The sequence below is a fragment of the Sphingomonas sp. Leaf208 genome (assembly GCF_001421415.1).
Classification (GTDB): domain Bacteria; phylum Pseudomonadota; class Alphaproteobacteria; order Sphingomonadales; family Sphingomonadaceae; genus Sphingomonas.
In genome coordinates, this window is sequence record NZ_LMKH01000012.1 from 404893 (window position 1) to 428675 (window position 23783).

At 66.6% G+C, this 23783-nt stretch carries 18 protein-coding genes; 10 read left to right on the forward strand and 8 right to left on the reverse strand.

Features of this window, described 5'->3' with window-relative positions; all coding sequences use genetic code 11:
* From ASE69_RS07950 to ASE69_RS07965, 4 genes are all read right to left on the reverse strand, one after another.
* Positions 1-2415 carry a TonB-dependent receptor gene (locus ASE69_RS07950; protein ID WP_056484956.1) on the reverse strand — a complete coding sequence of 805 codons (2415 nt, stop codon included), beginning with the start codon at positions 2413-2415 and terminating at the stop codon, positions 1-3.
* Positions 2416-2417: 2 nt separating this feature from the next.
* Positions 2418-3350, reverse strand: coding sequence for a FecR family protein (locus ASE69_RS07955; RefSeq protein WP_162236860.1), 933 nt, complete (start codon positions 3348-3350; stop codon positions 2418-2420).
* Between the two features lie 36 nt (positions 3351-3386).
* The gene (locus ASE69_RS07960) at positions 3387-3899 is read right to left on the reverse strand and encodes an RNA polymerase sigma factor (protein ID WP_056484960.1); all 513 of its coding nucleotides are present in this window, start codon (positions 3897-3899) and stop codon (positions 3387-3389) included.
* A 107-nt stretch (positions 3900-4006) separates the two neighbouring features.
* Positions 4007-5284, reverse strand: coding sequence for a hypothetical protein (locus tag ASE69_RS07965; protein ID WP_056485303.1), 1278 nt, complete (start codon positions 5282-5284; stop codon positions 4007-4009).
* 125 nt (positions 5285-5409) lie between these two features.
* Between ASE69_RS07965 and ASE69_RS07970 the strand changes: the two genes are divergently transcribed.
* Entirely contained in the window at positions 5410-7440 is a 2031-nt protein-coding gene (locus ASE69_RS07970; RefSeq protein WP_056484962.1) for an alpha/beta hydrolase family protein, read from the forward strand.
* A gap of 269 nt (positions 7441-7709) precedes the next feature.
* On the opposite strand, the gene ASE69_RS07975 is transcribed toward ASE69_RS07970, so the two are convergent.
* Positions 7710-8645, reverse strand: a complete 936-nt coding sequence (locus ASE69_RS07975) for a DUF808 domain-containing protein (protein WP_056484964.1) — start codon at positions 8643-8645, stop codon at positions 7710-7712.
* Between the two features lie 133 nt (positions 8646-8778).
* Here ASE69_RS07975 and ASE69_RS07980 point away from each other — a divergent pair, with 133 nt between their 5' ends.
* The 3 genes from ASE69_RS07980 to ASE69_RS07990 all read left to right on the forward strand — a co-directional run bounded on the left by ASE69_RS07980 (position 8779) and on the right by ASE69_RS07990 (position 13014).
* Entirely contained in the window at positions 8779-9801 is a 1023-nt protein-coding gene (locus ASE69_RS07980; protein WP_056485305.1) for an adenosine deaminase, read from the forward strand.
* Positions 9798-10778 carry a bile acid:sodium symporter family protein gene (locus tag ASE69_RS07985; RefSeq protein WP_056484966.1) on the forward strand — a complete coding sequence of 327 codons (981 nt, stop codon included), beginning with the start codon at positions 9798-9800 and terminating at the stop codon, positions 10776-10778. The genes ASE69_RS07980 and ASE69_RS07985 overlap by 4 nt, the downstream gene beginning before the upstream one ends.
* Before the next feature lie 79 nt (positions 10779-10857).
* Complete coding sequence (locus tag ASE69_RS07990; RefSeq protein ID WP_056484968.1) at positions 10858-13014, forward strand: histidine kinase dimerization/phosphoacceptor domain -containing protein; 2157 nt, start codon at positions 10858-10860, stop codon at positions 13012-13014.
* Here ASE69_RS07990 and ASE69_RS07995 read toward each other — a convergent pair whose 3' ends face one another.
* On the reverse strand, positions 13015-15309 hold the full coding sequence (locus ASE69_RS07995) for a TonB-dependent siderophore receptor (RefSeq protein ID WP_082452970.1): 2295 nt from the start codon (positions 15307-15309) through the stop codon (positions 13015-13017).
* A 158-nt stretch (positions 15310-15467) separates the two neighbouring features.
* Between ASE69_RS07995 and ASE69_RS08000 the strand changes: the two genes are divergently transcribed.
* From ASE69_RS08000 to ASE69_RS08025, 6 genes are all read left to right on the forward strand, one after another.
* A complete protein-coding gene (locus ASE69_RS08000) occupies positions 15468-15722 on the forward strand; it encodes a hypothetical protein (RefSeq protein WP_056484972.1) in 255 nt (84 codons plus the stop codon).
* Entirely contained in the window at positions 15719-17278 is a 1560-nt protein-coding gene (locus tag ASE69_RS08005) for a PepSY-associated TM helix domain-containing protein (protein ID WP_056484974.1), read from the forward strand. Before ASE69_RS08000 ends, ASE69_RS08005 begins: the two co-directional genes overlap by 4 nt.
* Positions 17271-17576, forward strand: a complete 306-nt coding sequence (locus tag ASE69_RS08010) for a DUF3325 family protein (RefSeq protein ID WP_056484976.1) — start codon at positions 17271-17273, stop codon at positions 17574-17576. The genes ASE69_RS08005 and ASE69_RS08010 overlap by 8 nt, the downstream gene beginning before the upstream one ends.
* Positions 17577-17662: 86 nt before the next feature.
* Complete coding sequence (locus tag ASE69_RS08015) at positions 17663-19009, forward strand: amidohydrolase family protein (RefSeq protein WP_056485307.1); 1347 nt, start codon at positions 17663-17665, stop codon at positions 19007-19009.
* 133 nt (positions 19010-19142) lie between these two features.
* Positions 19143-20273, forward strand: coding sequence for an alpha/beta hydrolase (locus tag ASE69_RS08020; protein WP_235518263.1), 1131 nt, complete (start codon positions 19143-19145; stop codon positions 20271-20273).
* Positions 20274-20599: 326 nt separating this feature from the next.
* On the forward strand, positions 20600-20833 hold the full coding sequence (locus ASE69_RS08025) for a hypothetical protein (protein WP_156362226.1): 234 nt from the start codon (positions 20600-20602) through the stop codon (positions 20831-20833).
* Between the two features lie 73 nt (positions 20834-20906).
* Here ASE69_RS08025 and ASE69_RS08030 read toward each other — a convergent pair whose 3' ends face one another.
* Positions 20907-22475, reverse strand: coding sequence for a peptide chain release factor 3 (locus ASE69_RS08030; protein WP_056484981.1), 1569 nt, complete (start codon positions 22473-22475; stop codon positions 20907-20909).
* Between the two features lie 364 nt (positions 22476-22839).
* Positions 22840-23721, reverse strand: coding sequence for an aldose 1-epimerase family protein (locus ASE69_RS08035; RefSeq protein ID WP_056484983.1), 882 nt, complete (start codon positions 23719-23721; stop codon positions 22840-22842).
* Between the last annotated feature and the right edge of the window lie 62 nt (positions 23722-23783).

The following is a 23783-nucleotide window of genomic DNA, read 5'->3' on the forward strand; positions in this document are numbered from 1 at the left end:
TTAGAAGGCTGCGTCCAAGCCGATGCGGATTGTCCGCGGACGCTGCGGCGTGATCTGGCCACTCCCGAGCTGGAACGGCGTCCCCAACGCGAACCGGTTGCCTACGCTGTCGGTCAGGTTCGTTACCCCGAGCGTCACGCCCAACGACGGCCGGCCGACCCGCGCGGTGAGCGCGGTATCGAGATAATCGCCCTGCTCCTCGCCCAACACGGGCCCCACACCCAACCGGGACCGCCCGACATAGCGCGCCCAGCCATACACCCGCAGCTCCAGATCCCGCCCGACATCACGCCGGTAATCCGCCCCGAGCCGCCCGGCATAGCGCGCGATGTTCGGCACCTGGCTCATCCGCGCGAGTGCCACGAACAGCGCTGCGCTCGGTTCGGTCACGCGACTGTCGTTGTAGGTGAAGCCAGCGTCGAGCGTCAGCCCGGCAACCGGCTTCCACCCGCCCGCCGCGCTGAACGTCCAGATCCGGCCGTCGCCGATGTTGGCGGTGCTCGGCAGGCCGGTCGCGTCGATGAAGTCCGCCTGGATATCCTGCCAGATCGTGTGCGACACGCTCGCCGTCAGGTACGCGCGATCGACCCCCGCGAGCCCGAAGCGTATGCCGGTCTCCAGCGTCCGCACGCGATCATTCTCGAACCGCCGGACGAAATCGCTCTCGATCGCCAGCCCGCCGGGTCGAAACCCTTGCTGGTATCGCCCGTACAGCGACACTTTCGGCAGCACCGCCGCGATCAGCGAGGCGGACGGCAGCACGCTCGTCTCGATCCGGTCCGCCGTCACGCGCGCACGGGCGAGCGCGACCGTTTCCAGCCGCGCCGGCGCGATGTCCTCGCCGGTCCCCGCGAGCGACGCCCGCGTGACCCGCGCGCCGGCGGTGGCGGTCAACCCGCGCACCAGTTGCACGCTGCCCTCGCCGTACAGCGTCGCCTCATCGATGCTGTTGGTCACGCCCGTCACCGGCGCGGGCGCATCGACCGGGCCCAGCGAACGCGACAATCTTGTACGATTATGCGTGAAACTGCCGCCGACCACCCAGCCGAACCCGTTCCGCATCGGCCGCCACACCCGCGTCTCGTTCGCGATCATGTCGGTCGCGTTGCGCTGCGCGAACACGCGCGGACTGCCCGCGGCTGTCGTCAGGGGGCTGCCGAATGCCGGCCAGTTGGTGATCGGTAGCGTCGGATCGACGGCCGGCAGGGTCGCGTCGTAGCGTTCGGTCAGCGTCTGGCTAACGATCCCGGTCGAGGATTTGACCTTCAGCCCGCCGATAGTGCCCGACACGACGACCTGCCCCATCGTGTAGCCCGCCGAGAAGCCCTGCACGATCGCGCTCGACCGCGTCAGCGGCGGCGCGTCGCGGTCCGCGTACTGGCTGTCGTCGCCCTTGGTCCATTGCCCGATCCCGCCGAGATCGACCGTCCAGCCATTCCCCGCATCGAGCCGCAGCGCCGCCCGACCGCCACCGATCCGCGTGCGGTTCACATCGCGGCGGTCGAGCACCGGGTTGTCGATATACCCACCCTCGCTCACGCCGTAGCCGACGACGCGTAGCCCGACCCGCTCGCCGAGCGGTACGTTCAGCGTCGCGCCGAGATCCGCGCCCGGATCACCGTGCCACGTCGCGGAGAGGCCGCCTGCGATAGACGCCGACACCGCGCCCAGTTCCGGCGCGTTCGGCACGGTGCGGATGATCCCGCCGAGCGAGCCTGCGCCGTACAGCGTCCCCTGTGGTCCTTCGAGCACCTCGACAGAGGCGATATCGTAGAGCCGCAGGTCGGGATCGGGCGCGTTGTAGCTCAGCCGCAGGTCACCGAAATACTGGCCGACGGTGGTCTGGGTCGGTCCGGTGAAGCTGGAATCGGCGATGCCGCGGATAAACAGCTTGTTGCGGCCGGCGCCGAGATGCGTCGACGATACGCTGGCCAGCCGCGCGAGGATCGCCTCGGTCCCGCCCGCGCCGCCGAGCGCGAGATCAACGCCGTCGAGCAGCGCCACCTGCCCTGCGAAATCGCGCAGCCGCACATCGCGCTTGCTGCCGGTGACGACGATGTCCGCGCCCTGGACCGCGGGTGGTGCGGCGATCGGCACGACCTTCGGCCGCTTCACCCGAACGACGCGCGGTGTGCGAGCGGTCAGCCGCCACCCGACCGCGCCCGCTGCGACGACATCCGCATTCGCTGCAGTCGCCAGCCGGTCGAGTGCTTCGCGTGCGCTCATCCGTCCGCGCACTGCCGGCACGCGCCGCGCCCAAAGCCCTGGATCGCCGACGACGATACTCGTCCCCGACTGACGCCCGAGCGCCAGCACCGCATCCCCAAGACGCCCCGCCGGCAAGTCGACCGACCCCTGCCCCGCCTGCGCGGGAGCGGCGACGGCGAGTGCCGTGACGACCAGACATCCGCGCATCCTCACGAGCGCGAGGACATCACCCAGTGACCGCCACGCTTGCGGATCGCGACACCCAGCAACGGCGCGGCAAGCCGGGGATCGCCCGACAGCTTGGCCGTCGCGATGCTGCCGCTGAACGCGCGATTCGCAACGCCCGGATCGGCGCGCAGGTCGACGCCGAGCGCGCGCGACAGGTCGTCCGCGACCTCCGCCAGCGTTGCGCCCTCATACGCCAGCACGCTGTCGCGCCACGATCCAACGCTGGCCACATCGACCGCAGTCACGGTTGCCTTGCCGTCGCGCACCACCAGCCCCTGCCCCTTCACGAGCCGGATGCCGCCCTGTCCCGGATTATAGTCGACCGCGCCTTCCGACACGGCGACCCGCGTCTCGCCGCGCGCGCGCTTCACGTCGAACGCGGTGCCGACATCGACCAGCCGCGCGCCGCCGACGCTGACCTCGAACGGATCGCTGTCGTCGTGCCGGACGACGAACATCGCCTCGCCGCGCTCGAGCGTCGCGACCCGCGGGTCGTTGCGATCGAGCATCAGCCGGGTAGCGCCGCCCATCGCGATACTGCTGCCATCGGCAAGCCGAACCGTCCGCATCATCCCCGCCGCGGTTTCGACTGCATAGGGCTGCGCGCGCGTTTCGATCGCCTCATAGCCGACGAGCACCGCGAGCGACGCGGCGATCGCTCCACCGGCCCAGACCGGCCAGCGTCTCCGTGGAGACTGCATGACGATCGGCGCGACCGGCACAGACGGCAGTTTCGCCGCCATCTCCTCGATATCCATCGCCATCGCATGATACGCCGCCGCGTGACGCGGGTCCGCCTCCATCCAGGCGTGGAACGCCGGCCAGTCGTCGAACGCATCGCTGCCGGTCCGGACCACCCAGTTCAGCGCGGCCTCGTTCAGCGTGCGTTCTTCGATGTCGTCAAGCTCCGCCATCATGGCCTCCTATAGCCGAAGACGGAGACGTTGTGATCAAGCCTCATCGTAACGTCGCTTTGCAACGATCATCGCGCGATACGCCTTGCGCAGGTCGCCCTCGACCGTGCTAAGGCTCACCCCGAACTCCGCCGCGACCACACGCTGCTCGACCCCGTCGATCCGGTGACGTCGGAAAATCCGCGCCGCCCGATCGCCGACCGACTGCAACGCCGACTCCGCCAGCGCTGCCTGCTCGCGCGCGATCACGACGCGTTCGGCGGAGGGCTCCTCGGAGCGGTCGAGCGACGGTCCCCCCGTCGCCTCGGTCCATTCGCGATCGCGCTTCTCCGCCTGCTGCACCGCGCGGTGGCGATCGAGCATCAGGTTGTTCGCCATCCGGTAGAGATACGACAGCGGCGACGCGATCGGTCCGGTCGGGGCGGTCTGGATCCGCACCCACAGTTCTTGCAGCAGATCCTCCGCATCGCCCGCGCCGAGCGAGCGGATGAACCGCAGCAGCGTATCGCGATTTGCTAGGAAAACGGCCTCAAGGCCCGAGGAGTCCATGTCATGCCCGTGTCGATAGGCCGCCGATCGGCGCTCGGCGGCACCGTGTTCCCGGCGGGACGTACAGCGCTTGGCGGGGAGACACAATCAGCGCGCCCAGCACCGTGTTACTGATGCAACAGCGTCCAGCCCTGCGGCAGATAGTCCGTCGACATGTAGTAGTAGAACAGGCACGTCCCGTCGCGACGATAGGTGCCGCCCTTGACGAGGCCCAGCGCTGTGCTGCCCTCGAACACCGGCGCGCCGCTGTCGCCGGCCTTGCACGTCGGCCCCTCGACCGCGACCCAGGTCGGCAGGCACGCGCCGCCGCACAGATCGCCCGCCGGCGCGAAATCGACCATCGCGATCACCGCACAGCTATAGCCGGTACGCTCGCCGCGATGGCACACGAAGTCGCCAGCACGCGTGCTGGTGCGATACCGCCATGTGGCGACGGGCCGGGCGAGCGTCTTGGCGGTATCCGCATAGAACAGCGGCGCGTAGCCGACGTCAGGTGCGGTCGCGACGTTGACCTGTACGTCCTGATACCCCCAGCCCCATTGCCCGACGAACGCCAGCGGCCATTCCTCGCGGCTGCCGTCCGAGGGGCGCTTGCCGACATAAGACAGCGTGTCCGGGCAATGCGCCGCGGTGACCACGCCGTTGCGCACGCCGTCGGACACGACGAAGCCGGTCGTGCAGGCATAGCGCTTGCCATCGACCGTCCCGACCACGCGCCCGCCGCCCTCGATCGCGCCGCCGTCGACCGGGGCGGGTATGAGCGTGGGGACCGGAGCGACCTGATCCTGCGCCATGTCCGCGGGCGGCTTATCAACGGCTTCGATCCGCACCGGAACGCCGGTCATCGTCGCAATTCGGGTGCGCAGCGCGCCATCGCGGTCGAGATCGGCATCGCCCGACGCGATCATCACGACCAGTTCGCCGGTCCGCTGGTCCACACCAAGCCCGGGCGGGTGTGGGAGGGACTCGCGGATCTTGGCCTGATACGCCGTGATCGCGGCCAGCACCGCCTCGCGCGTCGCAGGTGCGCCGATGCGGAAGACGATCGGCACGACCATCCCACCCGCCGTCACCGATTGCTCCGCGACCGGATCGGTGCCGGTCAGCAGCACGACGATGCGGTAATTTGGCTGATGCTCGATTGCGATGCCGGCCCAGCGATCCTTGTAGGTTTCACGCAGCGCGTCGGTCGTCGGCACGCTGGCGCCCTGCGCACGCATCCGCCGCAGCGCCTCGTCGAACGGCACGCCGAACCGAGTCGCATACTCACTCGCGTCCTGCATCAGCGCGTCGATCGGCAGTTGCACCTGCGCCGCCGATACCGGCCCCGCCCCGAGTGCAAGCAGCGCCGCCGCCAGAAACCACCGAACAGATATAGTGAACATGAACGACGAAATCCTGGGCGCGCGGGTCTTGTGAGGCGTCATACCGCCATGATCTGAACCGGTGCTTTCACGCAAGCGATCGAGGTGATTGCGCGCGATCTCGCAAGCGTCCTATCAAGCACGCCATGAAGATCATGCTCTCCGCCAGCCTCGCCGTGCTCGCCTTTGCGAGTGCCCCTGCCGCCGCCCGGCAACTCACCATCGACGACGTGACGATGCTCAGCCGCGTCGGTGCGCCGACCGCGTCGCAGGACGGGCATTGGCTCGTCTGGGCGCAACGCGAGACCGATCTCGCGGCGGACAAGGGGCGGTATGATCTGTGGCGGCTCGACCTGACCACGCCGGGTGCGACGCCTGTGAAGCTGCTCGCCGATCCGCAGGTCAACGAGAATGACCCGCAGATCGTCGGCAACACGGTGTATTTCACCTCGGACAAAGGCGGCGAAGATGCGGTCTGGTCGGTGCCCGTGACGGGCGGCACGTCGCGGCGCGTCACCAGCTTCAAGGGCGGGTTCAGCGGCTTCAAGGTCGCGCCGACGGGCGACAAGCTGCTCGTTTGGGCGGATCGCAAGCCGGGTGCGCCGAGCCTCGAGCCGGCAATGGTGAAAAAGGATCCTAACGCGGGCGCCGGGCGGACGTACGACCAGCTGTTCGTGCGGCATTGGGATACGTGGGCCGATAGCACGCGCTCGCAGCTGTTCGTGTTGCCGCTGACCGCCGCGGGTGCGACCGGGAACGGCGTTCCACTGGTCGGTGCGTTGGTTGGCGATACGCCCTCGAAGCCCAACGGCGGCGGTGAGGAAATCTCGTGGAGCCCAGACGGCCGCACCGTCTATTTCGCGTTGCGCGAGGCCGGCCGGATCGAAGCGCTGTCGACCAATCTCGACATCTTCTCGGTGCCCGCGGACGGCTCGGCGGCACCCGTCAATCTGACTCCGGCGAACAAGGCTACCGACAACCTCCCGACGGTATCGCCCGATGGCCGCACGCTCGCCTATTTCGCGATGCGTCGGCCGGGGTTCGAGGCGGATCGCCAGGTACTGACATTGCGTGACATCGCCAGCGGGAAGACGGTGTCGCTGACCGAGCGCTGGGACCGCTCGGTTGGCTCGATCGCGTGGGCGCCGGACTCGAAGTCGCTCTACGTGACCGCGGACGACACGCAGGAGACGCCGCTATTCCGGGTCAATGTGACGAGCGGTGCGGTCACGCGGCTGACGCAGGAGGGGCACGTCAGCGCGGTCGCGATCACGCCGCGAGGGCCTGTGGTGGCGATCGACAGCCTCACCGCACCGGCCGACTTCTTCCGTGTGGGCACGGGCGCACCGCAGCGTCTGACTCAGGTCAACGCAACGAAGCTCGCCGGGATCGACATGCCGACGGTCACGCGGTTCAACTTCAAGGGCGCGAATGCCGACACCGTCTGGGGCTATGCGGTCAAGCCGTACGGTTCCACGGGGAAGGTCCCGGTTGCCTACATGGTCCACGGCGGGCCGCAGGGATCGAGCAACAACAGCTGGTCGTATCGCTGGAACCCGGCGGTGTTCGCCGGCGCGGGCTATGGTCTGGTCGCGGTCGATTTCCATGGGTCGACCGGGTACGGACAGGGCTTCACCGACGCGATCAGCAACAACTGGGGCGGCTGGCCGCTCGAGGATCTGAAGAAGGGGCTGGCTGCCGCGACTGACAAGTTCGCATGGCTCGATTCGGACAACGCGTGCGCGCTCGGTGCGTCGTACGGCGGCTACATGATGAACTGGATCGAGGGGCAGTGGCCCGATCGCTTCAAGTGCATCGTCCAGCATGACGGCGTGTTCGATGCGCGCGCGATGGCGTACGAGACCGAGGAGCTCTGGTTCGACGAATGGGAGCATGGCGGGAAGGCCTATTACGAGGACCCGCAGGCGTTCGAGAAATGGAACCCGGTCAACTACGTGGCGAAGTGGAAGACGCCGATGCTAGTGATCACCGGCGAGAAGGACTTCCGCATTCCCTACACGCAGGGGCTGGCAACGTTCACCGCGTTGCAGCGGCGCGGGATCCCGTCGCGGTTGCTGGTCAATCCGGGCGAGAACCACTGGGTGCTGAAGCCGAAGAACTCGCGGCAATGGTATGGGGAAGTGCTGGGGTGGATGGATAAGTGGACGGCTAAGTAGGGGTTGCCTCTTTCCCTCCCGATGCCACCACCCCGGCTAAATGTGTACCACCCCGGCGAAGGCCGGGGCCCAGTTGGAAAGGTCGGAGTAACGGAGCGCACCCTCAGTTAGCCACGTTCCCCAACTGGGCCCCGGCCTCCGCCGGGGTGGTGCTTGGTGGTGGTAGCGCCCCATGACCGACCGCGACATGTTTCCCCGCGAAGGCGGGGACCCAGACTGGGCTCCCGCCTTCGCGGGAGAACAAGGAAGGGCCGGCAACGCTCTCCCAGTCAGTGTGCCGTCGGCTTCTTCACCGCATGGAGCCCCAGCGCGATCGCACCACCCAGGATCAAGCCGACGATCCCCGAGAAGAACGCGTTCATCACCCAGTTCACCGCGCCCTTGGCGAACGGCACCGCATGCGAAGCCGCTTCCGCCGTATCGTGGATCCAATGCGGCAGCGTCGTGAGCCCGAACTCCTCGATCCCGTGGACGATGATCTGGCCGCCGACCCACACCATTGCCGCGGTGCCGATCACCGACAGTGCCGACATCACGATCGGCATGCCCTTCACCAGCCCACGCCCGATCGCCTGCACGACCGCGGTGCTGCGCTGTGCCAGATGCAGCCCGATATCGTCCATCTTCACGATCAGCGCGACCACGCCGTAGACGCCGATCGTGATGACGATCCCGACCAGCGCCAGCACGATCGCCTGCTCCCAGATCGGCTTGGTCGCCACGTCCGACAATGCGATCACCATGATCTCTGCGGACAGGATGAAGTCGGTGCGGATCGCGCCCGAGACCTTCTGTGCTTCGAGCGTAGCTGCATCGACCGGTTCGGCGACGACCTCTTCGGCATGACCACCGCCGAACGCTTCGAGGATCTTCTCCGCGCCCTCGAAGCACAGATAGGTGCCGCCGATCATCAGCAGCGGCGTCAGCAGCCACGGTGCGAACGCGCTCAACGCCAGCGCGGCGGGCAGGATGAAGACCAGCTTGTTGCGGAACGATCCCAGCGCGATCTTGCCGATCATCGGCAGTTCGCGCTTCGGCTCGAACCCGACCATGTAGCGTGGCGTCACCGCGGCATCGTCGACCACCACGCCGATCGCCTTGCTGCCCGCCTTCCCGGTGGTCGCGGCGATATCGTCGAGGCTGGCGGCGGCGAGCTTGGTGATCCCGGCAATGTCGTCGAGCAGTGCGACCAATCCTGTCGGCATCGATGGTGTCCTTCGCGTAAGTATCGGCGCTCGGTAACGTGACAGGATTGTCATGCAACGGCTTTCGCACTTGCGGTAGTGCGTGGCGGGCGGAATGGTTGCAGCCACCGCGACCCAAGCGACAGGACGGACCATGACCCCCTCCCCGAACGACGACTTCATCACGAACCTGCCAAAGGCCGAGCTCCACCTCCACATCGAAGGTAGTCTCGAGCCCGAGCTCATGTTCGCGCTGGCCGAACGCAACAAGGTCGCGATCCCGTTCAAGAGCGTCGAGGACGTCCGCGCGGCGTACAGCTTCACCAACCTCCAGACCTTCCTCGACATCTATTATGCGGGCGCCGCGGTGCTCCAGACCGAGGAGGATTTCCGCGATCTGGCGGTCGCCTATTTCGACCGGGTCGCGCAGGACGGCGTGGTGCATGCCGAGATCTTCTTCGACCCGCAGACGCACACGCACCGCGGCATACCCTTCGATGTGGTCGCACGCGGGCTGTTCGCGGGGATCGACGAGGCGCAGGCCAAGCACGGCATGTCGGTCGGGCTGATCATGAGCTTCCTGCGCCATCTCGACGAGGAGGACGCGTTCAAGACGTTCGCGCAGGCGGAGCCGTGGCTCGACCAGTTCATCGGCGTCGGGCTCGATTCGTCCGAAGTCGGCCATCCCCCGTCGAAGTTCGCGCGCGTGTTCGCGGCGTCGGCGGATGCCGGGCTGATGCTCTGCGCACATGCCGGCGAGGAGGGACCGCCCGCCTACATCCACGAGGCGCTCGACATCCTCCAGGTAGACCGGATCGATCACGGCAATCGCGCGCTGGAGGATCCGGCCTTGGTCGCGCGCCTTGCCCGCGATGCGATGACGCTGACCGTGTGCCCGCTGTCGAACGTCGCGTTGCGCAACGTCGACAAGCTGGAGAATCATCCGATCGACCGGATGCTCGATCTCGGCCTGCGCGCGACGATCCATTCGGACGATCCGGCCTATTTCGGCGGCTATATCGGCGAGAACTTCCGCCAGACGGCACGTGCTAAGAACTTGTCGCGCGAGCAGGTCGTGACGCTGGCACGCAACAGCTTCCTTGGCAGTTTCCTGGATGACGACGCGCTCAGCGGCCATCTCGCGACGCTCGACGCCTATGTGAAGGCGTATCCATGATCGGGCGGTTCCTGGCGGTCTTCGAGCCGTTCATTCTGATGTTGCTCGGCACCGTCGTGCTGGCCAGCCTGCTGCCGGCACGCGGCGAGATGGCGACGATCGTCGGCTACGCCGCCGATATCGGCATCGTCCTGCTGTTCTTCCTGCACGGCGCGAAGCTGTCGCGCGATGCGATCTGGGCGGGCCTGCGCAACTGGAAGCTGCATCTGGCGGTGCTGGCCATCACCTTCGTCGCGTTCCCGCTGTTCGGGCTCGGGCTGACCGCATTGCCGTTCGTGACCGGGCCGCTCGCCGCCGGGTTGCTGTTCCTGACCTTGCTCCCTTCGACCGTGCAGTCGTCGATCGCCTTCACCGCGATCGCGCGCGGCAATGTCGCGGCGGCGGTGTGCAGCGCGTCGTTCTCGAATCTGCTCGGTATCCTCGTGACGCCCGCGCTGGTCGCGCTGCTGATGAACACTTCGGGCAGCGGCGGGATCTCGATCGAGAGTATCGAGGCGATCGTCCTGCAACTGCTGGTGCCGTTCGTCGCAGGCCATCTGTTGCGGCCGTGGATCGGTGCGTGGGTGACGCGCAACAAGAGCCTGCTGACCGTGGTCGATCGCGGCTCGATTCTGCTGGTCGTCTACAGCGCGTTCGGCGCCGCGGTGGTCGAGGGGCTTTGGACCAAATTGTCGATTGGCGACCTGATCCTGATCGGGCTGTTGTGCGCCGCGCTGCTCGCCTTCGTGCTCGGGCTGACGTTTGCCGTTGCGCGGCTGATGAAGCTCCCCCGCGAGGATGCGATCGTGCTGCAATTTTGCGGTTCGAAGAAGAGCCTCGCGTCGGGCGTGCCGATGGCAGGCGTGTTGTTCCCGCCCGCGCAGGTCGGCGTGATCCTGCTGCCCGTCATGCTGTTCCACCAGTTGCAGCTGATCGCCTGCGCCGTGATCGCGCGCCGCTATGCCGAGTCCGCACCGCACGATATTGCTTCAGATTAATATCGTAACCCGCTGCGGGTATTTGCTTTGTTCCGCCGGGGGCTGCATGATCAAGGCTCGATAGGAGAGTTTCGGGTAGATGAACGCGTCGAGCGATATTGCCGGTTCCACCGATGGCGTGGGGCTGGACCTCAATGCGTGCGACCGCGAGCCGATCCACATTCCCGGTGCGATCCAGCCGCATGGCCTGCTGCTCGTCGCCGATGCAGCCAGTCTGACCGTCGTCGCGGGCGCGGGCGACCTCGAGACCCGCCTGACCCCCGACTGGCTTGGCCGCGACCTGTCGGCGCTGTTGGCGCAGGACATCGATGCGACACTCACGGCCAATGGCACGGTCGCCGGCGCCGCGCTTGCCGGACTGCCGGTAGCGGGCCTGACCGAACGGTTCGACGTCACCCTTCACCGCACCGCCGAGCACGTGCTGGTCGAACTCGAACCCGTCGAAGCGGAACCGGTCACTGCGGCCGGCATGCTCGGCCGGCTCAACGCGATGGCGATGACGTTCGAGCGCGCGAGCAATCTCCAGGCGTTGTGCGAGCGCGCCGCGACCGCGTTCCGGCAGTTGACGGGATTCGACCGCGTCATGGTCTATCGCTTCCTCGACGACGAGGCGGGCCGGGTGATGGCGGAGGACAAGGCGACTGGGCTCGGCACCTTCCTCAATCACCATTTCCCCGCGTCGGACATCCCCAAACAGGCGCGGGCGCTGTACGTGCGCAACCGGACGCGGACGATCCCGACGATCGCCTACGCGCCCGCGGTGCTGCGCCCGTCCGGGTTCGAGACGCTCGATCTGAGCGACGTCGCGCTGCGCAGCGTGTCGCCGATTCATCTGCGCTATCTCGCCAACATGGGCGTGGCGGCGTCGGCGTCGATCTCGATCGTCAAGGACGGGCTGCTCTGGGGCCTGATCGCGTGCCATCACGGCTCGCCGAAGGGCCTCACCCCCGACATCCGTGCGGCGTCGGCGACCCTGGCCAGCGGGCTCGCGCGCCAGATCCGCGCAAAGGAAGAGGCGGAGACGTACCGCGAACGGCTACGGCTGCGCGCGGCGGAGGATGCGGTCATCCCCAAGCTCGCGACCGAGCCGGCCCCACGCAGCATCGTCGCGACCTTGCGCGACGATCTCCGGCGGATGCTCGACGGCGACGGCTTCGCCTATGTCGAGGGCACGATCGTCGATACCGATGGGCCGTGTCCCGGCAAGGACGACATTCTCGATCTCGCCGCATGGGCTCGCACGAGGGGCGTGATCGAGCCGTTCACGACGCACGAACTGTCGGCACTATTGCCCCGCGCCGAAGCTTACCGTGCCCAGGCGAGCGGCTTGCTCGCGCTGCCTTTGGTCGACGAGGGGGCGGTGCTGTTGTGGTTCCGGGCCGAGCAGATCGAAGAGGTCGAATGGGCGGGCAATCCGCACAAGGCGGTGTCGGTCGATCCCAACGCGGTGTTGACCCCGCGCACGTCGTTCGAATCCTGGACACAGGCGGTCAGCGGTCGATCGCGGCGCTGGACGCGGGAGGAGATCGAGGCCGCGCACCGCCTGCGCCGCGCGTTCCACGACGCGCATATCAACCAGCGATTGCGCCTGCTCAACGCCGACCTGCAACGGACGCTCGCCGACAAGGATGCGTTGATCGCGCAGAAGGACGTCCTGATGAAGGAGGTCAATCACCGCGTGCAGAACAGCCTGCAACTGGTCGCGGCGTTCCTGTCGTTGCAGGCGAAATCGTCCGACGACGCGAAGGTGAAGGAGCATCTCGCCGAGGCGCAGGCAAGGCTCGCCGCGGTCGCGCTGGTGCATCGCCGGCTGTACCGCGACGACCAGGTCGAGTCGGTCGACCTGTCGCGCTATATCGAGGAACTCGCGGGCGACATGCAGACCTCGCTCGGCGAGGACTGGGCGGCGCAGATGACGCTCGATCTCGCCCCCGTGCTCGTCGCCACCGATCGCGCGGTGAACATCGGGCTGGTGCTGACCGAACTCGTCATCAACGCGAGCAAATACGCCTATCGCGGCGATGCCGGCCCGATCCACATCATCCTCGAACAGCATCGCAACCGACTGCGCCTGATCGTCGCGGACCAGGGCGTCGGCAAGTCGGGGACGCGGATCGGCTTTGGCAGCCGGATGATGAACGCCATCGTCGCCGGGCTGTCGGGCACGATCGAGCAGGACGACAACATGCCCGGCCTGCGCGTGATCCTGACGGCGCCGGTCGACGACGTCCGCTGATCACCAGTTGAAGCGGAGCGATCCGACGACGGTGCGCGAGGCGCCGAAGTAACAGCTGTTGACGAAGAAGCAGCTCGCGATGTGGCGCTTGTCGAACAGGTTGGCGACGTTCGCGGTCAGGCTCATGCCCTTGAGCGACTCGTCGAACTTGCCCAGATCGTAACCGAGCACCGCGTCGACCAGCACATAGCCCGGTGACTGGAACCGGGTGGTGAGCGTCTGGTTTGCCTCCACGCGAGTCGCGGTGCCGTCGGACTTGCCGACATATCGCACGCCGCCGCCGATATTGAAGCCGGACAGCGCGCCGCCGCCGGTACGTGACAGGTCGTAGTTGACGAAGCTCGACGCGCTCCACTTGGATATGCCGAGCGGCTTGGTGCCGGTGACGCCGCTCAGCTGGTCGCCGGTGCCGACGACCGGCGTGCCTCGCGTGACTTCGGGGACGGTATAGGTGCCGGCGACCGTGACGGTCAGGCCCGGCGTGATCTCGCCCCGTCCGTCGAGTTCGATGCCGCGCACCGCGACCTCGCCGATCTGGATAGAGAAGTTCGGGTCGTCGGGATCGGTCGTCGGCACGTTCTGGCGGCGCAGGTCGAAGGCGGAGAGCGTGAACAGCGCATTGGTGCCGCGTGGCTGGTATTTCAGCCCCGCCTCGTACTGGCGGCCGGTGACGGGCACGAACGATGCTCCGTCGAAGCCGGTGCCGGTCTGCGGCTCGAAGCTTTCCGAATAGCTGACGAACGGCGCGAGGCCGACCTTCGTCTCGTACAACGCGCCGAGGCGGCCGGTGAACGCGGTCTGGTGGAGCCGCGTCACGCCGCTCGCCGCCCCTGCCGCGGCGTTGCGGTTCACCGTCGTCTGGTCGTACCAGTCGTAGCGGCCGCTCGCGATCAGTTGCAGCGCGCCGATCGCGATCTGGTCCTGCACATAGGCGCCGACCTGGTCGATCTTGCGGAAACTGCGCGTCTGGGTGAGCGGGAAGTTCGGCTGCACGCCGCCATAGACGGGCGCGAACAGGTTCAGGTTCGGGATGCTGGTCGCCGGATTACCCGTGACGCCGGTGTTGAACTGCTGGTCGTTGTTACCCTGGTTGTTCTGCCAGTCGACGCCCGCGAGCAGCGTGTGCTGCAACGGCCCGGTCACGAACTTGGCGGTCGCGTGGTTGTCGATCGTGATCGTCCGGAACGACTCGTCCGACCCACCGCCGCCACGTACGATCGTCGAGAAATCGGTATTGCGATTGGCGCCCGTGCCGGTCGTGGCGAACGCGGAGAGGTAGATCTGCCGATAATGGAGATCGACGTCGAGATAGCGCGCGCTGGTCGCCCAGCTCAGCCGGTCGTTGAAATCGTGGCGGAACAGCAGCGTCGCCGATTTCTGCTTGCGATCGAACGCCTCGTACGCCGGCTCGCTCACGTTGAAGTCGGTCGCGAACTGGCCAAACGGATTGGCGAGCGCGGAGCCGTAGACCGGCACGCCGCTGTACGACGCAGACTCCGGATCGCGCTGGTAGTTGAGGATCAGCGTCACGCTCGTCGCCCCGTCGGGCGCAAAGGTCAGCATCGGCCGCGCATAATAGCGCCGGTTGCCGGTCATCGCGACGAACCCGTCGGACCGTTCCGCGCCGGCGATGACGCGGAACAGCCATTTGTGATCCTTGTCGAGCGGCTGGTTCACGTCGATCACCGATCGCAACAGGTCGAAATTGCCGCCCGCCAGCTCGATCCGCCCGCCGGACTCCGCGTAGGGGACCTTGCTGGTGAGATTCACCAACCCGCCCGGGGTCGAGTTGCCATAGAGGACCGAGGCCGGGCCCTTGATCACGTCAACGCGCTCGACGAGGTGGAAGTCGATCTGCGGCGTGGAATAGACGCCGCCGAGCAGCCGCATTCCGTCCATATACTGGCCGGGCGCGAAGCCGCGGACGTAGAGCTGGTCGTAGCGCGTGGCGACGTTGCCGCGCTGGTTGGGCGAGACGCCCGCGACATAGCCGAGCGCCTGGTTGATCGACAGCGCGTTGCGGAGCGTCAGTTCCTTCTCGTCGATACTGGTGATAACCTGCGGCGTGCGGATCAGCGGCGTCTCGGTCTTGGTACCCGTGCTGCCGGTCTTGCGGATCCGCTCGCCGTTGACGACGATCTCGTCCTTGCGGGTCTGGATGGCATCGTCCGTCGGCGGGGGGTCGTCCGAGGCAACGACTGCCGGGGCAGGCACATGCTCTGCCGCGAATGCCGGCACTGCGATGCTGCCCAACGCCGTCCCCAACAGCATCCCGACCATGAAACGTCCCCGCATAAGCGCTACCCACTTTGATATTGATAATGACTCGCAAAGCCCGCTAAAGGCGGTTTGGAAGCACGGCAAGGAAAAATGACAAAATGTTCATGCACGGCCGGATCCTGAAAGCCGGCCCTTTTCCCTCGGGCCGAAGAGTGCGCCCGCTCGTCTGGAGCATGGCGTTCCGAAGCCTTACGGCACTGGTCGGTGGCTATGCCGCGGCGGCGGTGCTGGCGACGTTGATTGCCCGTCTGCTGCCCATCGCGCGCGTCGAAGCGACGAGCTGGGGCATGATCCTGTCGTTCCCGATCTATGCCGGCATCGCCTTGTGGTGCTTTCACGAACACCGGCTTTTGCGAGTAGCGGCCGCAGTGTGGGGGATCGCGACCTTTGGCGGCGGATTGCTCTGGTTGCTCGGCGTTCGTCCATGACGTCGGCGGTCGGAACTACGCTGCGCCAGAGCATGGCGTGGATCCACGGCTGGCTGGGGCTGCTGGCGGGATGGATCCTGTTTGCGATGTTCCTGACCGGAACGGCGAGCTATTTCCGGCCCGAGATCACGCAGTGGATGCAGCCCGAGTTCCGCGCGACGCCTGTGTCGACCGCGCACGCCGCGCAGACTGCGGTGACGCACCTGCAGCGCGTCGGCGCGGACGATATCCAGTGGTACATCTACCTTCCCGATGCGCGGACTGCGGTCACGCGGATCTTCGAACAGCGCAAGCCGGACCCCAAGGCCGTCAAGCGTCGCGCGCCGGAGATCGTGCTCGATCCCGCGACCGGTGACGACGTGCACGCTCGCGAGACGCGCGGCGGGGAGCATTTTTATCGCTTCCATTTCCAGCTGCAATTGCCGCATCCCTGGGGACGCTGGCTGGCCGGGCTGTGCGCGATGTTCATGCTCGGCGCGATCGTATCGGGCGTCATCACGCACAAGCGCATCTTTGCGGACTTCTTCACGCTGCGCTGGAACAAGGGGCAGCGTAGCTGGCTCGACGCGCACAATGTGTCCGCGGTGCTGGCGCTGCCATATCACGCGATGATCACCTATACCGGGCTGATCACGCTGGTTGCGATGTACATGCCGTGGCCGGTCGTCGCGAACTACGCAAAGCCTGCCGATTTCGCGCAAGCCGCGTTCGGCACGCCGACCGAGCGCGAGGCGGCGGGTACGCTGGCTCGGCTGGTGCCGATCGGCCCGCTGGTCGCCGATGCTGAGCGACGCTTCGGTGCGTCCGTGGCGACGGTCGTGGTGCGCAATCCTAACGATGCCGCGAGCACCGTCACGCTGTACCGTCATTCGAGCGCGTCGCTCAACGGACGCGGGCCGTCGGTCACCTATGCGGGCAGCGACGGACGGTTCCTGGAGGGCGCCGCCGATGTCGGGCCCGCGCTCGCCACTGCGGGCGTGATGCTCGGGCTGCACGTCGCGCAATTCGCGGGCCCGGCGTTGCGCTGGGCGTATTTCGTGCTCGGGCTGACCGGCGCGGCGATGGTCGGAACCGGGCTGCTGCTGTGGACCGCCAAGCGTCGCAAGCCGGGTGCGGCGCCGTTCTTCGGACTGAAGCTGGTCGAGCGGCTGAACATCGGCGTTATCGCCGGCCTGCCGATCGGAATGGCCGCCTATCTGCTCGCCAACCGCCTGATCCCGGCCGACGCCGCGAACCGCGCCGATGCCGAAGTCGCGACGATGTTCTGGGTATGGGGCGGCGTTGCGCTCCTGCAATTGCTGCGACCGGCGCGCCGCGCGTGGACCGAGGGGTTCGCGATCGGCGCGCTCGCGTTCGCGGCGATCCCGGTGGCCGATACGCTCACCACATCGCGCGGGCTGCCCGGATCGATGCTGTCCGGCGACACGCTGTTCGCGGCGTTCGACTTCGCCATGCTCGCGGTCGCCGCGCTGCTGGCGCTCGGTGCATGGCGCTCGGCCCGAAGCAAACCCGTCGCAAAGATCCGCAAAACACTCTCGGAGACCGTTCATGCTTGAAGCTACGATATTGTGCTTCTTCGGCTGGCTGCTGCTGGCGGCGACCGCGTTCAAGTACCGGCGGGACCTCGGGATCGTTGCGCCGTCCGCGATCCGCGTGCTGCGAATTGTCGCCGCGCTCGTGCTCGCGGTGGCGCTGTTCCACTGTGGCGCGCCACTGACCGGCGAGCGGTTCGTGCGGTTCCTCGGCGCGGCGTCGATCGCTGGCGTCGCGCTGGTGATGCTGCTGTCGTTCAAGCCAGTCGAGACGATGCAGCCGGTCCGGATTGCGCTGAAGGTCGCGCGCGTTCGGCGTTGACGGACACGGATCGGAACGGGCGTCATCCGCTGACGTTTCAGGGATATAGCGTCCCATCGGCGCATCCTCCCGAGAAGGACATCATCGTGCGCCGAACCAAAATCTCCGCTCGCCTCTGCACGATCGCTCTCGCGGCATCGGCCCTCACCGCCGGATCCGCTACCGCGCAGACGATCGCGCTGACCGGTGTCCGGTTGATCGACGGGCGCGGCGGCGCACCAGTGGACGATGCGACCATCGTGATCGCAAACGGACGGATCGTTGCGGCGGGCAAGGTCGCGGTGCCGGCGGGCGCGGAACGACGCGACTATCGGGGACGGACCGTTATGCCCGGCCTCGTCTCGGACCACAGCCATGTCGGACAGGTGAGCGGCACCGAGACGGGCGCGAAGAACTACACGCGCGCCAACATCGTCGCACAGCTCGCCCAGTATCGCCGCTACGGCGTGACGACGGTTACGGCGCTCGGCAACAACGGTCCGGCGTTCGTCGGGATACGCGCCGACGCGCATGCCGGACGGATCGACGGCGCGGACCTGTTCGGCGTGATGCAGGGGATCGGCGTTCCCAATGGCGCGCCACCGCAGGCGATGCTGAAGGTCGGGCCGGACCAGCTGTTCCGGCCCTCGACCCCCGAGGAAGCCCGCAAGGCGGTCGCGATGATGGCAGCTGAGAAGACCGATCTCGTGAAGCTGTGGCTCGACGATTTCGGCGGCAGCGTACCGGTCAAGATGAGCCCTGCCGTCTACCGAGCGGTGATCGCCGAGGCGCACGCGCGCGGGCTGCGCGTGGCGGCGCATATCCACGATCTCGCGGATGCGGAGGCGATCGTCGCGGCGGGCGCGGACATCATCGCGCACGGTATCCGCGACACGCCGGTGCCCCCTGCGTTCGTCGCGACGCTGAAGGCGAAGGGCATCTGGTACATCCCGACGCTACAACTCGACGAGGCGACGTTCGCCTGGGCCGATCGCGCACCGTGGACGCAGACGCCGTTCGCCCGCGCCGCGTTGTCGCCGGCGCTCGCGCAACAGGTCGACGATCCGGCGTGGCGTGCGAAGATCCTGGCCGATCCGAAGACGGCCGATGCGCGGAAATCGCTGGCGATGAACCTGCGCAACCTGAAGACGCTGTACGACGCCGGCGTGAAGATCGGGTTCGGCACGGACAGTGGTGCGAGCGCGGTGCGCGTGCCGGGCATCGCCGAACACCGCGAACTCGCGCTGATGGTCGAGGCGGGACTAACTCCGGCGCAGGCCGTGCGGGTTGCCACGGCTGCGGGCGCGGACCTGCTCGGATTGCGCGATCGCGGCATGATTGTGGCCGGAACGCGCGCCGATTTGCTGGTAGTCGATGGCGACCCATCCCGCTCGATCGCCGACGTCGATAGAGTCGTCGAGACTTGGGTAGAAGGACGCGCTGCGCCGTTCTGATACGTCGAAGAGTCGCTTCGGCGGCCAAAAGAACGTGTGAATATCGCTGGTTACGCCGCCCTGCGGGAACGGAAACCCGATCACGCGGTTCTAAGCGGCGAGTGGGGGCACTCGAAACAGGATACCATACCGCATGACCAACCGATCATCGCGCACGCTGATGGCGCTCGCTACCGCGACCTTGATCACGACATCGGGTATCGCCCTGACGAGCGGCGCGATTGCGCAGTCCGCACGGTCGGTCGATGCGCCACCACCGCCGCCACCCGCACCGACCGCGACCCAGCCGGCAAAGGCAGCACCCGACATGCAGGCCGTGCTCGACCAGCTCGCCGCGCTCGGTGGCAAGCCGATCGAGACACTCACGCCAGCCGTCGCGCGGATGCAGCCGTCGGCAGCCGATGGCGCCAAGCAGGTCATGATCAAGCACGGCCTGTCGGCGACGCCCGACGCGACGGTGACGACGCGCGACGTGCCCTATGGCAGCGACGCGAACCAGTTCGCCCGGATCTACAAGCCGGCATCGCTCGCCAACGCCAAGAACCTGCCGGTCGTCGTCTATTATCACGGCGGCGGCTGGGTGATCGCGACGGTCGACACCTACGACGCTGCACCACGTTTGCTCGCCAAACAGCTGGGCGCGATCGTCGTGTCGGTCGAGTATCGCCATGCACCGGAGTTCAAGTTCCCGGCACAGCATGACGACGCAGCCGCGGCCTATCGTTGGACGCTGCAGAATGCGGCAAGCTGGGGTGGCGATCCGCGCAAGATCGCGGTCGCAGGCGAGAGCGCCGGCGGCAATCTAGCGGTCGCGACGGCAATCTATGCGCGCGACAACCGGCTTACCACGCCGCTGCACATCGTATCGGTCTACCCGATCGCGAACAGCAGCATGACGCTGCCGTCGCGGATGGATTCGGCGAATGCGAAGCCGCTGAACGGCGCTATGCTGAAGTGGTTCGGTTATTATTACCAGACCAATCCTGCCGATGCGCAGGACCCGCGGCTGAACCTCGTGAAGGCAAACCTGCGCGGCCTGCCGCCGACGACGATCATCAACGCGCAGATCGATCCGCTGCGCTCCGACGGCGAGACACTCGCAGCGGCGATGCGCGCGGCGGGCGACAAGGTCGAGCAGCGCACCTTTCCGGGCGTGACTCACGAGTTCTTCGGCATGGGCATGGTCGTGCGTGGTGCGCAGGATGCAAACACGCTGGCGATCGCGCGGCTCAAGGCAGCATTCGCCGCCAAGCCTAAGCACTAATTGAGATGCGCCGGGGTGGTGCGAACCACCTCGGCCCTTCTGTTGCTGCTCCGATCAAGCCGGTTGGCCAGTTGCGAACTCCGCAAGTTAGCCCCACGACTATTGATAAGTACCCGTTATCAACGCCTTTCGGCTCAACAAGCCCGTTGATGTAGGATAGTTTTATCTACATAACGCGGTTAGTTGATATTTCTCAGCTATCGCTATTCCGACAATATTAGGGCAGCCTACTCAGAGAGTTACGTCTTAACTTGAGCATGACGCACAATTTAATTACAAATCAGTCTGATATTTGATACTCAGTCTATTGGAAGCGGGGCCGATAGATGAACGTTCAAGTCATGGTTGCGGGCGTTATACTCGTTGCCGCCATTGCAGGCGTGGTGCGGTGGCAACAAAAGCTTGCGCGTACCAGACGTTACGGCGCGCGGCGCCATCGGCATCGCAAGCCGATCAAACGCGACAACTGGGTAATGAAATTTCTGCGGGAAAATCCCGCGAGGCGCCTGATGGAGCGGCGCCATTATCGGTCGCCGGGCAAGACGGACCAGACATTGTAATCTTGCAACCGCGGCCGACAAGGGTCGAAGACTTTTAGCAGCCTTAGAAGACCTTGCCGGCCGATCCGGTATCCTACCGCTCGCGTGTCGCGGCGAAGCGGATCTTAGCGTAGCGCTCGGCGATGTAGTTCACTTCCCATGCGCTTTTGGCGAGGAAGACGGGGTTGCCGTCGCGGTCCTTGGCCATGGCGCCGCGATTGATCTCGGCGAAGGTCTTGAGTTCGAGCGGGTCTTCCGCCGAGATCCAGCGTGCAGTCTCGTACGGCGCAGGCTCCAGCCCCGCCGCGACCTTGTATTCCGCATCGAGGCGCGACAGCAGCACCTCGAGCTGGAGTTGGCCGACCACGCCTATGATCCAGTTCGAGCCGATGTCGGGGTAGAACACCTGCGTCACCCCCTCCTCGGCCATGTCGTCGAGGGCTTTGCGCAACTGCTTGGTCTTGGTGAAGTCCTTGAGCACGACGCGGCGCAGGATTTCCGGCGCGAAGTTCGGCAGGCCGGTGAAGCGGATCGCGGCCTTTTCGCTAAGCGTGTCGCCGACTCGGAGCGTGCCGTGGTTGGGGATGCCGATGATGTCGCCGGGGAATGCCTCGTCCGCCAGTTCGCGGTTCTGCGCGAAGAACAGGATGGGGGAATGCACTGCGATCGGCTTGCCGTGGCCGGTGGGCGTAAGCTTCATGCCGCGCTTGAACACGCCCGAGCATAGCCGCATGAACGCGATCCGGTCGCGGTGGTTGGGGTCCATGTTCGCCTGCACCTTGAACACGAAGCCGGTGACTTCGGGCTCGTCCGGCGAAACGGGGGCGGGCTCGGCGGGCTGCGCGCGTGGCGGCGGGGCGTAGTCGGCGAGCGCGGCGATCAGTTCGGCGACACCGAAGTCCTTCAGCGCCGAGCCGAAATAGACCGGGGTCAGGTTGCCCGCGCGATAGGCCTCGGGGTCGAAGCTCGAATAGCCGCCCTGCGCGAGTTCGGCTTCGTCGTTCAGGCGGATCATCGCTTCCGGGCTGAGGATCTTGGCGAGTTCGGGATCGTCGATGCCGGTAAACGGGATCGCCTTGCCCATGAACTCGCGGCTGTCGCCTTCGGGGCGGCTCAGCGTGTTGGCGTAGAGATCGTAGACGCCCTCGAACTCGCCGCCCATCCCGACCGGCCAGCTCATTGGACACACGTCGAGCTGGAGCATCTCGGCCACCTCGTCGAGCAGCGAGAACGGATCGCGGCCCTCGCGGTCGACCTTGTTGACGAAGGTGATGATCGGCACGTTGCGCAGGCGACACACCTCGAACAGTTTTCGCGTCTGCGGCTCGATGCCCTTGGCGGCGTCGATCACCATCACCGCCGAGTCGACTGCGGTCAGCGTGCGATACGTGTCTTCGGAGAAATCCTCGTGGCCCGGCGTGTCGAGCAGGTTGAAGGTGATGCCCTGCCGCTCGAACGTCATCACCGACGAGGTGACCGAGATCCCGCGCTGCTGCTCGATCTTCATCCAGTCGGAGCGCGCGCGGCGGGTCTGGCCGCGCGCCTTTACCTCGCCGGCGAGATGGATTGCGCCGCCGAAATACAGGAGCTTCTCGGTCAGCGTGGTCTTGCCGGCATCGGGATGCGAGATGATCGCGAAGGTGCGGCGAGGAAATTGGGTCATGGCGTGGGTCCGGTGAGCCGAGTCGTCGGACTTGGCTGGGAAAAGAAGGTTAGGCCGGGTTAGGCCTAGCTGCAGTCCGCGCGCGGTGCGGCGGGATGCAGTTGGAGAACGCGGCGGGCTTAGCGCCGCTCTTGGCAGATGTGGGGCGTGTAGGACAGAGGGGTGTGAGCGAGGCTGGTGTTGCCGTGCGGCGCGAGCGCCCCTCGGTGTCCTAAAGGAAACGCTACGTTTGCCCGAACCGGAACGCTCTCCCCTCCCTGGAAGGGAGGGGTTGGGGGTGGGTCGGTCAGCTTTGGCCGCAACCGTGCCGCGATACGGAAACCCACCCACCCCCTGCCCCTCCCTTTCAGGGAAGGGGAGTTCGTCAGTGCTCCTGGACCAGCGTCACGCTCATTTCGATGCGCTTCGTACCGCCGGCGGGGATCTCGAACACGCCGGGTTTGTCGCGATAATCGCCGGTATAGCCTTCGGGGTCGGCGATCCCGTGCCAGGGCTCGACGCAGACATAGGCCGCGCCGGGCTTGGTCCAGATGCCGAGCTTGCGCGTGTCGGGGAAGGCGATCCGCAACTGCGGGCCGGTCTCTGCGCCATAGGTGACCGCGTCGGAATGGATCGGGTCCCAGACCAGCGCATCCTTGGCGAAGAGCTCGTCGCGCAGGGCGATGACGCGGTCCTCGACCGGCGAGGGGCGCTCGTCGACGGCGATCTGGCCGTCGGGGCTAATCGCCTTCAGCTTGCCGGGCTCGTCGGCGTCGAACGTGATGCGGTGGTCGGCGCGGGCTTCGCCGTAGGGGAGCGGCCAGGCGAAGGCGGGGTGGAAGCCGAAGCTAGCCGGCATCGGCGCGTCGGTGCGGTTGTGGATGTGCGCCTCGAGCGTCAGCGTCGCGCCGTCTAACGTGAAGACGAGGTCGAGGGCGAACGCGAAGGGGTAGGCCTTCCGGGTTTCGTCGCTGTCGGTAAGGCGGAAGGTGGCGGAGGTTTCCGACTGCGCGACAACGTCGAACGTCGAATGGCGCGCGAAACCGTGCTTCTGCATCGGGTAGGCGGTGCCATTGAGGCGGATGACGCCTTCGTTGACGACGCCAACGACGGGGAAGAGGATCGGGGCGTGACCGGTCCAGAAGGCCGGGTCGGCGTTGGTCATCAGTTCGCGGCCGTCGGCGTCGTGGAGGTGGGTGAGCTCTGCACCGTGCGGGTTGATCTGCGCGGTGAGGTGGTCGTTGGCGATCGTGATCAGGTCGGTCATGGGGTTCCTTCCGTGAGCCTCAAACGCGCGAGGCTCTAAAACGCTCACCCCACTCCACCTCA

Bases quoted from the DNA above. Each gene is read 5' to 3' on its own strand.
- ASE69_RS07950 (WP_056484956.1), bottom strand. From the start codon at position 2,415: ATGCGCGGATGTCTGGTCGTCACGGCACTCGCCGTCGCCGCTCCCGCG.
- ASE69_RS07955 (WP_162236860.1), bottom strand. From the start codon at position 3,350: ATGGCGGAGCTTGACGACATCGAAGAACGCACGCTGAACGAGGCCGCG.
- ASE69_RS07960 (WP_056484960.1), bottom strand. From the start codon at position 3,899: ATGGACTCCTCGGGCCTTGAGGCCGTTTTCCTAGCAAATCGCGATACG.
- ASE69_RS07965 (WP_056485303.1), bottom strand. From the start codon at position 5,284: ATGTTCACTATATCTGTTCGGTGGTTTCTGGCGGCGGCGCTGCTTGCA.
- ASE69_RS07970 (WP_056484962.1), top strand. From the start codon at position 5,410: ATGAAGATCATGCTCTCCGCCAGCCTCGCCGTGCTCGCCTTTGCGAGT.
- ASE69_RS07975 (WP_056484964.1), bottom strand. From the start codon at position 8,645: ATGCCGACAGGATTGGTCGCACTGCTCGACGACATTGCCGGGATCACC.
- ASE69_RS07980 (WP_056485305.1), top strand. From the start codon at position 8,779: ATGACCCCCTCCCCGAACGACGACTTCATCACGAACCTGCCAAAGGCC.
- ASE69_RS07985 (WP_056484966.1), top strand. From the start codon at position 9,798: ATGATCGGGCGGTTCCTGGCGGTCTTCGAGCCGTTCATTCTGATGTTG.
- ASE69_RS07990 (WP_056484968.1), top strand. From the start codon at position 10,858: ATGAACGCGTCGAGCGATATTGCCGGTTCCACCGATGGCGTGGGGCTG.
- ASE69_RS07995 (WP_082452970.1), bottom strand. From the start codon at position 15,309: ATGCGGGGACGTTTCATGGTCGGGATGCTGTTGGGGACGGCGTTGGGC.
- ASE69_RS08000 (WP_056484972.1), top strand. From the start codon at position 15,468: ATGGCGTTCCGAAGCCTTACGGCACTGGTCGGTGGCTATGCCGCGGCG.
- ASE69_RS08005 (WP_056484974.1), top strand. From the start codon at position 15,719: ATGACGTCGGCGGTCGGAACTACGCTGCGCCAGAGCATGGCGTGGATC.
- ASE69_RS08010 (WP_056484976.1), top strand. From the start codon at position 17,271: ATGCTTGAAGCTACGATATTGTGCTTCTTCGGCTGGCTGCTGCTGGCG.
- ASE69_RS08020 (WP_235518263.1), top strand. From the start codon at position 19,143: ATGACCAACCGATCATCGCGCACGCTGATGGCGCTCGCTACCGCGACC.
- ASE69_RS08025 (WP_156362226.1), top strand. From the start codon at position 20,600: ATGAACGTTCAAGTCATGGTTGCGGGCGTTATACTCGTTGCCGCCATT.
- ASE69_RS08030 (WP_056484981.1), bottom strand. From the start codon at position 22,475: ATGACCCAATTTCCTCGCCGCACCTTCGCGATCATCTCGCATCCCGAT.
- ASE69_RS08035 (WP_056484983.1), bottom strand. From the start codon at position 23,721: ATGACCGACCTGATCACGATCGCCAACGACCACCTCACCGCGCAGATC.